General features: G+C 64.3%; 8 protein-coding genes. 5 read left to right on the top strand and 3 right to left on the bottom strand.

The features are described 5' to 3' along the window. The first annotated feature begins 29 nt into the window (after window positions 1-29). The gene (locus QJT82_RS10565; RefSeq protein WP_028339326.1) at window positions 30-986 is read left to right on the top strand and encodes a 2-hydroxyacid dehydrogenase; all 957 of its coding nucleotides are present in this window, start codon (window positions 30-32) and stop codon (window positions 984-986) included. An 8-nt stretch (window positions 987-994) separates the two neighbouring features. On the opposite strand, the gene sigJ is transcribed toward QJT82_RS10565, so the two are convergent. From sigJ to QJT82_RS10550, 3 genes are read right to left on the bottom strand one after another with little or no spacing between them, the layout of a single operon-like run. Beyond that, complete coding sequence (sigJ, locus tag QJT82_RS10560; protein WP_028339325.1) at window positions 995-1,879, bottom strand: RNA polymerase sigma factor SigJ; 885 nt, start codon at window positions 1,877-1,879, stop codon at window positions 995-997. Then, window positions 1,857-2,378 carry a hypothetical protein gene (locus tag QJT82_RS10555; protein ID WP_155258367.1) on the bottom strand — a complete coding sequence of 174 codons (522 nt, stop codon included), beginning with the start codon at window positions 2,376-2,378 and terminating at the stop codon, window positions 1,857-1,859. Before QJT82_RS10555 ends, sigJ begins: the two co-directional genes overlap by 23 nt. 16 nt (window positions 2,379-2,394) lie before the next feature. Then, window positions 2,395-2,772 (bottom strand): hypothetical protein, encoded by a 378-nt coding sequence (locus QJT82_RS10550; RefSeq protein WP_264641796.1) that lies wholly within the window; start codon window positions 2,770-2,772, stop codon window positions 2,395-2,397. A gap of 619 nt (window positions 2,773-3,391) precedes the next feature. Here QJT82_RS10550 and rplJ point away from each other — a divergent pair. The 4 genes from rplJ (at window position 3,392) to rpoC (ending at window position 13,231) form a co-directional block, all read left to right on the top strand. Continuing rightward, window positions 3,392-3,910: a 50S ribosomal protein L10 gene (gene rplJ, locus QJT82_RS10545; protein WP_028339323.1), complete on the top strand. Its 519-nt coding sequence runs from the start codon at window positions 3,392-3,394 to the stop codon at window positions 3,908-3,910. 53 nt (window positions 3,911-3,963) lie between these two features. Further along, entirely contained in the window at window positions 3,964-4,341 is a 378-nt protein-coding gene (gene rplL, locus QJT82_RS10540) for a 50S ribosomal protein L7/L12 (RefSeq protein ID WP_028339322.1), read from the top strand. 441 nt (window positions 4,342-4,782) lie between these two features. Next, the gene (gene rpoB, locus QJT82_RS10535) at window positions 4,783-8,901 is read left to right on the top strand and encodes a DNA-directed RNA polymerase subunit beta (RefSeq protein WP_028339321.1); all 4,119 of its coding nucleotides are present in this window, start codon (window positions 4,783-4,785) and stop codon (window positions 8,899-8,901) included. A gap of 127 nt (window positions 8,902-9,028) precedes the next feature. Continuing rightward, window positions 9,029-13,231, top strand: coding sequence for a DNA-directed RNA polymerase subunit beta' (rpoC, locus tag QJT82_RS10530; RefSeq protein WP_028339320.1), 4,203 nt, complete (start codon window positions 9,029-9,031; stop codon window positions 13,229-13,231). Window positions 13,232-13,364 lie beyond the last annotated feature (133 nt).

Raw genomic sequence — 13,364 nt, 5'->3', positions numbered from 1 at the left:
GCTGAAGCCTCTCGCAGGAAAGAAGAACAATGCCCGATAAGGTCCTGGTCTATTCACGCTTTCCCAAGGCTCAGCTGATCCGCTTCGGCGAGCGCTATGAGCTGCTGAACGCGGCAGGCAAGCGATTGGACGAGGCGTTCCCGGCGGCCGAGCTCGCCGAGATCCGCGCCATGATCACCGCGGGCGGCACCGCGCTCGGCGCCGAGGCCATGGACATGCTGCCGAAGCTCGGCGCGATCGTCTGCTACGGCACCGGCTATGACGGCGTCGATCTCGCCGCCGCCGCCAGGCGCGGCATCGCGGTCGGCCACAGCCCGGGGGCCAATGCGGCCTCCGTCGCCGACACGGCGGTAACCTTGATGCTGGCGTCGGTGCGGCGGCTGCTGGTGGCCGACAATTACGTGCGGAGCGGGGACTGGGCCGGTGCAAAGCCGTCGCCGATGATGCGGCCGCAGGCCGGCATGCGCGGCCGCAAGGTCGGCGTCTACGGTATGGGCGAGATCGGCCGCAAGATCGCCGCCCGCGTCGCGGCCTTCGAGACCGAGGTCGGCTATTTCAGCCGCTCGAAGCACGACGTGCCCTATCAATATTTTCCGACGCTGGAGGCGCTCGCCGATTGGTCCAGCGTGCTGATGATCGCCGTGCGCGCCGGCGCCGAGACCGAGCATGCGGTCAACGCCGACATCCTGCGGCGGCTCGGCGGCGACGGGTTCGTGGTCAACATTTCGCGCGGCTCGGTGGTCGACCAGCAGGCCCTGGTCGCGGCGCTGACCGACGGCGTGATCGCCGGTGCCGGCCTCGACGTGTTCGCCAGGGAGCCGCATGCCCCCGACGCGCTGACCGCATTGCCGAACGTGGTGCTGTCGCCGCATCTCGGCGGCCACACGCTGGAATCGCACGTCGCGATGCAGGATTGCGTGCTGGCCAATCTCGACGCGTTCTTTGCCGGCAAGCCGCTCACCTATCCGGTGGCGACGGCGTCCTGATCGGAGCTTCAGTTCCGGCGCGGCGCGTGGCGCAGCTTGTCCGGGTTGCGGACGATGTAGATTGCCGCAATCCGGCCCGTCTCGCCGTCGATCGCCATGCTCAGCGTGTGGTCGACTTCGCCATCGAGGAAGATCAGCGCGCCCGCGCTGCCATTGACCATCATCGGTTCGACGCGAACCTCGCTGCTGGCGTTCTTGCCGGCGATGCCGATGATGAAGCGGACGATCTTCTCGGCCCCCTTGATCGGCTTCAGCGCCGCCAGCTTGCGGCCGCCGCCATCGGTGATCGCAATGGCATCCTCGCGCAGCAGGTTGGCGAGGGCGGAGACGTCGCCGCTGGCCGCGGCCTTGCAGAATGCCGTCAGCAGCCGTGCGTGGCCTTCGGGCGGCTCGGCTGGAACAGGGCGGTTGTCGCGGACCGATCGGCGGGCGCGCGCGGCGAGCTGCCGGCAGGCCGCCTCGCTGCGCTCGAGCGTGCGGGCGACTTCCGCAAACGGCCGGTCGAACACGTCGTGCAGCAGGAACGCGGCACGCTCGAGCGGTGTCAGGGCGTCGAGCGCCAGCATCAGCGCGAAAGAGAGATCGTCGGCGAGTTCGGTTGCCGCCTCGGCCGACAGCGCCTCGTCGAACACCGGCTCGGGCAACCAGGCGCCGACATAGACCTCGCGCTGGGCGCGCGCGCTCTTCAGCCGGTCGAGACAGAGCCGGGTCACCACCGTGACCAGGAACGCCTCGGGATTGCGAACGTCGTCAGCCGCGGCGAACCGCAGCCAGGCGTCCTGCACCACGTCGTCGGCATCGCCGCGGCTGCCGAGCATGCGGTAGGCGAGCCCGGTCAGCCGCGTCCGATACGGACCCAGCGGGTCGCGCTCAGGCAGCCTGCTTGATGACATCGATCTGATGGCCGGCCACGGTCACGCGGCGACACTCCCTGGCATATCCCAGCGCCAGCTTCATCATGGGGAAGATGCGGCCGATTTGTAGGGCCAAAGCAAGGTCGATCACGCCTTTTTCGCCCCAGCGCGCGCGAACCGCGTCGCGGCAGGCATCGTCGTCGGCCGAGCGCTGCACGATCGCCTGCGCGAAGCGGAAACCGAGCGCGGTGTCCGCGGTCATGGCGGCAACGTCATGCCGGAGCACGGCGGTGACCTGCCGCTCCGCCATTCCGGCTCCGATCGCCATGTCGACGACCAGTTGCGCACAGGGACCGCAATCTTCCGCCAGGGCGCCGGTCAGCTTGGCGGCATAGAAGGCCTCAACCGGCGCGACCGCGCGGTAGGTGGCGGCCTTCATTGCGGCGGCGAATTTGAAGAACGCGGCGGGCGATTCCTTAAGCATGATCTCGAGATAGGTGGTGTCGTAGCCGTAGCGCCTGGAATAGGCGCGCAGCAAGCGGCGCGCGATGAAGCTACGCATGTCGGTCTCCTTGATTTGGCAGGGCGGAATAGAGGGCGAGCGCCGCGGGCAGGACGACCGCCACAAGATCGTATGCGGCATGGCGGTCGTGGCCGCCGGCGATCATCACGAGGTGCAGCGCGCCGTGGCCGGCCAGGAACGCGGCGCCCGCGACCGCTGCCGGCCACCACGCCGGCCACAAGGCTCGCGCCGCCACGCCGAGCCCGGCCGCGATGAAGGCGATGCCGACGTCCTGGACCAAATGAGGGTTGAACGGACCGGTATCGGCGGCGCCGGGCACCAGCGACCACCAGAGGGAACCGGCTGACAGCATCGCCAGCCCATTGGCGAGGTTGAATAGGGCGAGAATTCCTGCAATCCATCGTTTCATGCGAGCCTCCAGCGCCCAGACGAGCGAGGGCATTGGGGCGTGACGCCGTCCGGGAAGAAATTTTTTGCTGGGCCGCCAGACCGCCGAACTGGTCTGAAATTTGCTCTTGGCAAGCAGGGCAGGACCGGCTACATAGCGCCTTCCGGGCGTGCTGGCACTTGCTGGCATGTCTGTGCTCGCATTCCGAAAACCTGAGATGATAGGAGATCATTCCTTCCCGCATGCCCGCAAGGATGCTCGAAAGGAAGGAGACCCGTCGCCTCCAGAGGAATGAGAGCAGGGGCCTTCAGCATGCTGAAGCGCCTCGATCCTGTCCAAGACTGCAGGCGCCCGCGAGAACTTCGTGTTTTCAACGGCTTAATCGTATGGCCTGCATAGACGGGTGAAGACCGGATTTTGCACTCCAGGTCGCGGATCGTTCGCGGCTTGAGAGGCTGGTTTGGTTCGAACCTCGATAGCCCATGGCCGCAAGGCTCTGGGAGGGCAGGCTTCTAGATGTCGTCTTGCCCGGCATGTCCGAAGGGTCTTGCATCCTGCGGATCAGGTTTAGGGCGGGACGATGGGTGCAACCCGGCGGTCCTGCCTTCGCGGAGAGGCCGCCAACCGGAAAGAGCTTGCTGTGGAACGAGCGGCAAAAAAAGAGTCGGTCGAACAACTTAACGAGGTCTTCAAGACCACGTCGGTTGCGATCGTTGCTCACTATTCCGGCCTCACCGTGGCCCAGATGCAGAAGCTGCGCATGCAGATGAAGCAGGCGGGTGCATCGGTGAAGGTCTCGAAGAACCGTCTCGCCAAAATTGCTCTTGAAGGCACTGACGTCGTAGCCATCGGCTCCCTGCTGAAGGGGCCGACCGTGATCGCCACTTCGAACGATCCGGTTGCGGCGCCAAAGGTTGCCGTCGAATTCGCCAAGGCGAACGAGAAGTTCGTCATCCTCGGCGGCTCGATGGGTAAAACCGTCCTGAATGTCGACAGCGTGAAGGCGCTCGCCTCACTGCCGTCGCTCGACGAACTGCGCGGCAAGATCGTTGGCCTCCTCGTGGCGCCGGCGACCAAGCTTGCTCAGCTGTCCAACGCGCCCGCGGCCAAGCTCGCACGCGTCATTCAGGCTCATGCCTCAAAGAGCGAAGCGGCCTGACCCCTTCGCTAATCTCAAACCTGGTTCGAACCAAACGTTTAAGGAACTGAACAATGGCTGATCTGCAGAAAATCGTCGACGACCTCTCGAGCCTCACCGTGCTCGAAGCGGCCGAACTCGCCAAGCTCCTCGAAGAAAAGTGGGGCGTGTCCGCCGCTGCCGCCGTCGCGGTTGCTGGCCCGGCTGCCGGCGGCGCTGCCGCTGCTCCGGCTGAAGAGAAGACCGACTTCACCGTCGTGCTGGCTGCCGCCGGCGACAAGAAGATCGAAGTCATCAAGGAAGTCCGCGCCATCACCGGCCTGGGCCTGAAGGAAGCCAAGGACCTCGTCGAAGGCGCTCCGAAGCCCGTCAAGGAAGGCGTCAACAAGGAAGAAGCCGACAAGATCAAGGCCCAGCTCGAGAAGGCTGGCGCCAAGGTCGACCTCAAGTAATGCGCGATCCGGGAGCGCCTCTGGGCGCTCCCGGGCCATGCAAACGGCGTGCGACAGGTTGTCGCGTGGCGCGCCGGACACAAAAAAGTGTGGGGATCCGTGGACTTAACCCTCGAATCTCCTTTATTGCCATCCCATATCGGGTTGGCAGCGGAAAAACACGGTAGGCGGCGGGGACGGCAGGGTCCTCGGCGGAAGCCGTTGGGAGACAGTCAGATTTCGGGCTTTTTCAGTCCGTAAAGCGGAGCGTTTGGACGAGCGGGTGCAGTGATGCGCCCCGCGCGTTGTTTTGCGTTTTGGAGGTGGTCGGGGCCGGGACGGGGATTTAATTCCTGACTTTGCGCTTCGTTCCTGCGAGACGATTCGAAATTCAACCCGGGGCCGATGGCAGTCGCTCCCGGAAGGTTCGCCCCACAAAGGCGACGAAAATGAGAGGCCACGATGGCGCAGCAGACATTCACCGGTCGCAAACGCGTACGCAAGTTTTTCGGTCACATCAAGGAAGTCGCCGAGATGCCGAACCTCATCGAGGTTCAGAAGGCGTCCTACGACCAGTTCCTGATGGTCGACGAGCCGACCGGCGGTCGGCTCGACGAGGGCCTGCAGGCGGTGTTCCGTTCGGTGTTTCCGATCTCGGATTTCTCCGGCACCTCGATGCTCGAATTCGTCCGCTACGAGTTCGAGCAGCCGAAATATGACGTCGACGAGTGCCGCCAGCGCGGCATGACCTTCGCTGCGCCGCTCAAGGTGACGCTGCGCCTCATCGTGTTCGATATCGACGAGGAAACCGGCGCCAAGTCGGTGAAGGACATCAAGGAGCAGGACGTCTACATGGGCGACATCCCGCTCATGACGATGAACGGCACCTTCGTCGTCAACGGCACCGAGCGCGTCATCGTCTCGCAGATGCACCGTTCGCCCGGCGTGTTCTTCGACCACGACAAGGGCAAGACCCATTCGTCCGGCAAGCTGCTGTTTGCCGCGCGCGTGATTCCGTATCGCGGTTCCTGGCTCGACATCGAGTTCGACGCCAAGGACATCGTGTTCGCGCGCATCGACCGTCGCCGCAAGCTGCCCGTGACCTCGCTGATGTACGCGCTCGGTCTCGACGGCGAGCAGATCCTGTCGACCTTCTACAAGAAGATCACCTACAAGCGGACCAAGGACGGATGGCGCGTGCCGTTCGACGCCAACCGCTTCCGCGGCTATTCGACCGTCAACGACCTGATCGACGCCGACACCGGCAAGGTGGTGCTCGAGGCCGGCAAGAAGCTGACCGTGCGCCAGGCGCGCCAGCTTCAGGAGAAGGGCCTGAAGGCGCTGCGCATGTCGGACGAGGAACTCGTCGGCAACTATCTCGCCGAGGATCTCGTCAACCCGAAGACCGGTGAGATCTACGCCGAAGCCGGCGAGGAGATCACCGAGAAGTCGCTCAAGGTGCTGAACGAGCAGGGCTACAAGGACCTGCCGCTGCTCGACATCGACCACGTCAATGTCGGCGCCTATATCCGCAACACGCTGTCGGCCGACAAGAACATGACGCGTGAGGACGCGCTGTTCGACATCTACCGCGTGATGCGTCCGGGCGAGCCGCCGACGCTGGATTCGGCGCAGGCGATGTTCCAGTCGCTGTTCTTCGATGCCGAGCGCTACGACCTCTCCGCGGTCGGCCGCGTCAAGATGAACATGCGCCTCGAGCTCGATGCGCCCGATACCCATCGCACGCTGCGCAAGGAAGACATCCTGGCGGTCATCAAGACGCTGGTCGACCTGCGCGACGGCAAGGGCGAGATCGACGACATCGACCATCTCGGCAACCGCCGGGTGCGCTCGGTCGGCGAGCTCATGGAGAACCAGTACCGGATCGGCTTGCTCCGCATGGAGCGCGCGATCAAGGAACGCATGTCGAGCGTCGATATCGACACCGTGATGCCGCAGGACCTGATCAACGCCAAGCCCGCGGCCGCCGCGGTGCGCGAGTTCTTCGGCTCCTCGCAGCTGTCGCAGTTCATGGACCAGACCAACCCGCTGTCGGAAATCACCCACAAGCGGCGCCTGTCGGCGCTTGGCCCGGGCGGTCTGACCCGCGAGCGTGCCGGCTTCGAAGTCCGCGACGTGCATCCGACGCATTACGGCCGTATCTGCCCGATTGAAACGCCGGAAGGTCCGAACATCGGCCTGATCAACTCGCTGGCGACGTTCGCGCGCGTCAACAAGTACGGCTTCGTCGAGACGCCCTATCGCAAGATCAAGGACGGCCGGGTCACCGACGAGGTGGTCTATCTGTCGGCGATGGAAGAGGGCCGCTACCGCGTCGCGCAGGCCAACGTGCCGCTCGATGCCAAGGGCCGCTTCACCGACGACCTCGTGGTCTGCCGTCATGCCGGCGAAGTGCTGCCGGTGACGCCGGACAAGGTCGACTACATGGACGTGTCGCCGAAGCAGCTGGTTTCGGTCGCCGCGGCGCTGATCCCGTTCCTCGAGAACGACGACGCCAACCGCGCGCTGATGGGCTCGAACATGCAGCGCCAAGCGGTGCCGCTGGTTCGCGCCGAGGCGCCGTTCGTCGGCACCGGCATGGAAGGCGTGGTTGCCCGTGACTCGGGCGCGGCGATCGCCGCGCGCCGCTCGGGCGTGATCGACCAGATCGACGCCACCCGCGTCGTGATCCGCGCCACCGAGGATCTCGATCCGACCAAGTCGGGCGTCGATATCTACCGGCTTATGAAGTACCAGCGCTCGAACCAGTCGACCTGCATCAACCAGCGTCCGCTGGTGAAGGTCGGCGACATCGTCAAGAAGGGCGACATCATCGCCGACGGTCCGTCGACCGATCTCGGCGAGCTCGCGCTCGGCCGCAACGTGCTGGTCGCGTTCATGCCGTGGAACGGCTACAACTTCGAAGACTCGATCCTGCTCTCCGAGCGGATCGTGAAGGACGACGTCTTCACCTCGATTCACATCGAGGAGTTCGAGGTGATGGCCCGCGACACCAAGCTCGGTCCTGAGGAAATCACCCGCGACATTCCGAACGTCTCGGAAGAAGCGCTGAAGAACCTCGACGAAGCCGGTATCGTCTACATCGGTGCGGAAGTCCGCGCCGGCGACATCCTGGTCGGCAAGATCACGCCGAAGGGCGAGAGCCCGATGACGCCGGAAGAGAAGCTGCTGCGCGCCATCTTCGGCGAGAAGGCCTCCGACGTCCGCGACACCTCGCTGCGCGTGCCTCCGGGCGTGCAGGGCACGATCGTGGAAGTCCGCGTGTTCAACCGCCACGGCGTCGACAAGGACGAGCGTGCGCTGGCGATCGAGCGCGAGGAGATCGAGCGTCTGGCCAAGGACCGCGACGACGAGCAGGCGATCCTGGACCGCAACGTCTACAGCCGCCTCGCCGAGCTTCTGGAGAACCGCCAGGGCATCGCCGGCCCGAAGGGCTTCAAGAAGGATACCAAGATCACCCGCGCGGTGCTCGACGAGTATCCGAAGTCGCAGTGGTGGCTGTTCGCCTCGCCGAACGACAAGCTGATGGCCGAGATCGAGGCCATGCGGAAGCAGTACGACGAGTCGAAGAAGGGCCTCGAGCAGCGCTTCCTCGACAAGGTCGAGAAGCTGCAGCGTGGCGACGAGCTGCCGCCCGGCGTGATGAAGATGGTCAAGGTCTTCGTCGCGGTGAAGCGCAAGATCCAGCCCGGCGACAAGATGGCCGGCCGTCACGGGAACAAGGGTGTGGTGTCGAAGATCGTGCCGATCGAGGACATGCCGTTCCTCGAGGACGGAACGCATGCCGACATCGTGCTCAATCCGCTCGGCGTGCCTTCGCGCATGAACGTCGGTCAGATCCTCGAGACCCATCTCGGTTGGGCCTGCGCCGGCCTCGGCAAGCGCATCGGGCAGACCATCGACGCCTATTATCACAAGCAGGATCTCAAGCCGCTGCGCGAGACCCTGAAGAAGATCTATGGCGAGGATGAAACCATCAAGTCGCTGAACGACAACGAGCTGGTCGAGCTCGGCCGCAATCTGAGCCACGGTGTGCCGATCGCAACGCCGGTGTTCGACGGCGCCAAGGAGGCCGACATCGAGGAGATGCTGAAGCTCGCGGGCTTCGACGCCTCCGGCCAGTCGACCGTTTATGACGGCCGTACCGGCGATCAGTTCGATCGTAAGGTGACGATGGGCTACATCTACATGCTCAAGCTGCACCACCTCGTGGACGACAAGATCCACGCGCGTTCGATCGGTCCGTACTCGCTCGTCACCCAGCAGCCGCTGGGCGGCAAGGCGCAGTTCGGCGGCCAGCGCTTCGGCGAAATGGAGGTCTGGGCGCTTGAAGCCTACGGCGCCGCCTACACGCTGCAGGAGATGCTGACCGTGAAGTCGGACGACGTCGCCGGCCGTACCAAGGTGTACGAGGCGATCGTGCGCGGCGACGACACCTTCGAGGCCGGTATTCCGGAATCGTTCAACGTGCTGGTCAAGGAAATGCGCTCGCTCGGCCTCAACGTCGACCTGCACAATTCCAAGGTGGGACCGGCGTCGACGTCGGAAGCGGCCGAGTAACGCTGTGATCATGCCCGGCGCGAAACGCGCCGGGCCTCCGCACTCCGCTCGGACGTTGGGCGGGGCGCGCGCTGAATAGAAGTTTCGAATTTGCTGCCGGTGACGATCGGCACGCGAGGAGAAGACCATGAATCAAGAGATTATGAATCTTTTCAATCCGACGACGCCGGCCCAGGTCTTCGACCAGATCCGGATTTCGATTGCGTCTCCGGAGAAGATTCTGTCCTGGTCGTACGGCGAGATCAAGAAGCCGGAGACCATCAACTACCGCACCTTCAAGCCGGAGCGTGACGGCCTGTTCTGCGCGCGCATCTTCGGGCCGATCAAGGACTACGAGTGCTTGTGCGGCAAGTACAAGCGGATGAAGTACAAGGGCATCATCTGCGAGAAGTGCTCGGTCGAAGTGACGCTGTCGCGCGTCCGGCGCGAGCGCATGGGCCATATCGAGCTGGCGGCGCCGGTCGCCCACATCTGGTTCCTGAAGTCGCTGCCCTCGCGCATCGGCCTGTTGCTCGACATGACGCTGAAGGATCTCGAGCGGATCCTCTACTTCGAATACTACGTCGTGCTCGAGCCGGGTCTCACTGCGCTGAAGGACCGTCAGCTGCTGTCTGAAGACGAGTATCTGAAGGCGCAGGACGAGTACGGCCAGGATTCCTTCACCGCCATGATCGGCGCCGAGGCGATCCGCGAGCTGCTCAAGGGGCTCGAGCTCGAAAAGCTCGAGGCGACGCTGCGTGCCGACATGGCGGAGACCGACTCCGACATCAAGCATAAGAAGCTCGCCAAGCGTCTGAAGATCGTCGAGGCCTTCCGTGTCTCCGGCAACAAGCCGGAATGGATGATCATGACGGTCGTGCCGGTGATTCCGCCGGACCTGCGTCCGCTGGTGCCGCTCGACGGCGGCCGGTTCGCGACCTCCGACCTCAACGACCTGTACCGCCGCGTCATCAACCGCAACAACCGCTTGAAGCGGCTGATGGAACTGCGTGCGCCGGACATCATCATCCGCAACGAAAAGCGCATGCTGCAGGAGGCCGTCGACGCGCTGTTCGACAACGGCCGCCGCGGCCGCGTCATCACCGGCGCCAACAAGCGGCCGCTGAAGTCGCTCGCCGACATGCTGAAGGGCAAGCAGGGCCGGTTCCGTCAGAACCTGCTCGGCAAGCGCGTCGACTATTCCGGCCGCTCGGTGATCGTGGTCGGTCCCGAGCTGCGCCTGCACCAGTGCGGCCTGCCGAAGAAGATGGCGCTCGAGCTGTTCAAGCCGTTCATCTACTCGCGGCTCGACGCCAAGGGTCTGTCCACCACGGTGAAGCAGGCCAAGAAGCTGGTCGAGAAGGAGCGTCCGGAGGTCTGGGATATCCTCGACGAGGTGATCCGCGAGCATCCGGTGCTGCTCAACCGCGCGCCGACGCTGCATCGCCTCGGCATCCAGGCGTTCGAGCCGGTGCTGATCGAGGGCAAGGCGATCCAGCTGCATCCGCTGGTCTGCGCCGCGTTCAACGCCGACTTCGACGGCGACCAGATGGCCGTGCACGTTCCGCTGTCGCTCGAAGCGCAGCTGGAAGCGCGCGTCCTGATGATGTCGACCAACAACATCCTGCATCCGGCGAACGGCCAGCCGATCATCGTGCCGTCGCAGGACATCGTGCTCGGCCTCTACTACGTCTCGATCATGCGCGAAGGCCTGCCCGGCGAGGGCAAGATCTTCGGCGACATGGCCGAGCTCGAGCACGCCCTGCATTCGAAGGTCATCCACCTCCACACCAAGATCAAGTACCGGTGGGAAGGCCTCGACGAGGAAGGCAAGCAGTCCAAGCGCTGGATCGAGACCACCGCCGGTCGCGTCATGCTCGGCAACCTGCTGCCGAAGAGCACCAAGATCTCGTACGACATCATCAACAAGCTGATGACCAAGCGCGAGATCTCCGGCGTGATCGACCAGGTCTACCGTCACTGCGGTCAGAAGGAGACCGTGATCTTCTGCGACCGCATCATGGCGCTCGGCTTCTACAACGCCTTCAAGGCGGGCATCTCGTTCGGCAAGGATGACATGGTCGTGCCGGCGTCGAAGTGGAAGATCGTCGATCAGACCCGTACGCTGGCGAAGGATTTCGAGCAGCAGTACAATGACGGCCTGATCACTCATGGCGAGAAGTACAACAAGGTCGTCGACGCCTGGTCGAAGGCCGGTGAAGAAGTCGCCAAGGCGATGATGAAGGAGATCTCGTCCACCAAGAAGACGGCGGCGGGCGCGGATGCCGACATCAACTCGATCTATATGATGGCGCACTCCGGTGCGCGTGGTTCGCCGGCCCAGATGCGCCAGCTCGCCGGCATGCGCGGCCTGATGGCCAAGCCGTCGGGCGAGATCATCGAGACGCCGATCATTTCCAACTTCAAGGAAGGTCTGTCGGTGCTCGAGTACTTCAACTCGACCCACGGCGCCCGCAAGGGCCTCGCGGACACCGCGTTGAAGACCGCGAACTCCGGCTACCTGACCCGCCGTCTGGTCGACGTCGCGCAGGACTGCATCATCACGCAGACCGATTGCGGCACCACGCTCGGCATCAAGATGCGCGCCATCGTCGACGCCGGCACCGTGGTCGCCTCGCTCGGCTCGCGCATCCTGGGCCGCGTGGCCTGCGATGACGTGCGCGATCCCGCCACCAACGAGGTCGTCATCAAGCGCGACACGTTGATGGAGGAGAGCCATGTCGACGCGATCCAGCAGGCCGGCATCCAGGAAGTGAAGATCCGCTCGGCGCTGACCTGCGAGCTGATCAACGGCATCTGCGCCAAGTGCTACGGCCGCGATCTCGCTCGCGGCACGCCGGTCAACCACGGTGAGGCCGTCGGCGTCATCGCGGCGCAGTCGATCGGTGAGCCCGGCACGCAGCTGACGATGCGCACGTTCCACATCGGCGGCGCCGCGCAGCTCAACGAGCAGTCGTTCGTCGAATCGAACTTCGACGGCAAGATCGTGATCAGGAACAAGGCGATCGCCCGCAACAGCGAAGGCAGCCTGGTCGCGATGGTGCGCAACATGGTCGTTGCGATCGTCGATGCCGACGGCACCGAGCGTGCAACCCACCGTATCCAGTACGGTTCGAAGATGCACGTTGACGAAGGCGACATGGTCAAGCGCGGCCAGCGCATCGCCGAGTGGGATCCCTACACCCGCCCGGTGCTGAGCGAGGTCGAGGGCACGATCGGTTTCGAGGATCTGGTCGAAGGCCAGTCGATCTCGGAAACGCTCGACGAATCGACCGGTATCGCCAAGCGCGTGGTCATCGACTGGCGCACGACGCGCGGCGGTTCGGATCTGCGTCCGGCCATCGTGGTCAAGGGCAAGGACGGCAAGGTGATGAAGCTCGCGCGTGGCGGCGATGCCCGCTACATGCTGTCGGTCGACGCCATTCTGTCGGTCGACACCGGCGGGAAGGTGATGCCTGGCGACATCCTGGCGCGTATCTCGACCGAGAGCGCCAAGACGCGTGACATCACCGGCGGTCTGCCGCGGGTGGCGGAACTGTTCGAGGCCCGCAAGCCGAAGGATGCGGCGATCATCGCGGAGACCGCGGGAACGATCCGCTTCGGCCGCGACTACAAGAACAAGCGCCGCATCTCGATCGAGCCGATGGACAAGACCGAGGAGCCGCGCGAGTACCTGATCCCGAAGGGCAAGCACATCCACCTTCAGGACGGCGACATCGTCGAAAAGGGCGATTTCATCGTCGAAGGCAATCCGGCGCCGCACGACATCCTGGCGATCAAGGGCATCGAGGAACTCGCTGCCTATCTTGTCAACGAAATCCAGGAGGTCTACCGGTTGCAGGGCGTGCTCATCAACGACAAGCACATCGAGGTGATTGTCCGTCAGATGCTGCAGAAGGTCGAGGTCACCGATCAGGGCGACACCGACATGATCTCGGGCGAGCAGGTCGACAAGATCGAGTTCGACGCGCTCAACACCAAGGCCAAGGAGGAGGGCAAGAAGCCCGCCACGGGTACGCCGGTTCTGCTCGGCATCACCAAGGCGAGCTTGCAGACCCGCTCCTTCTTCTCGGCGGCCTCGTTCCAGGAGACCACGCGCGTGCTCACCGAAGCTGCCGTCAATGGCAAGGTGGACCCGCTCGAGGGCCTCAAGGAGAACGTCATTGTCGGCCGCCTGATCCCGGCCGGCACCGGCGCCTCGATGGCGCGGATCCGCGAAGTCGCGGTCAAGCGCGACAAGCTGATCCTCGACGAGCGCGAGAAGCAGCAGGCGGCGATCGTGCCGACGGCTCCGGAAGCGGAGCCGCTGGCGCTGCCGCCCGCGGAATAGGCATCCGCAAGACTACGGTAATGGCGAGAAGGCCGGCGTTTAGCCGGCCTTTTTGCTGCTTTCTTTGCTTGCTGCGGTGCAGGGACGCAGTTTGTTCATCTTTCCTTCAGGCAAAAAAGTGCCTTTGCTAGGG

The organism is Bradyrhizobium sp. Mp19 (assembly GCF_029952935.1).
GTDB classification, from domain to species: Bacteria; Pseudomonadota; Alphaproteobacteria; order Rhizobiales; family Xanthobacteraceae; genus Bradyrhizobium; species Bradyrhizobium elkanii.
This window is presented reverse-complemented; position numbering and strand designations above follow the sequence as displayed.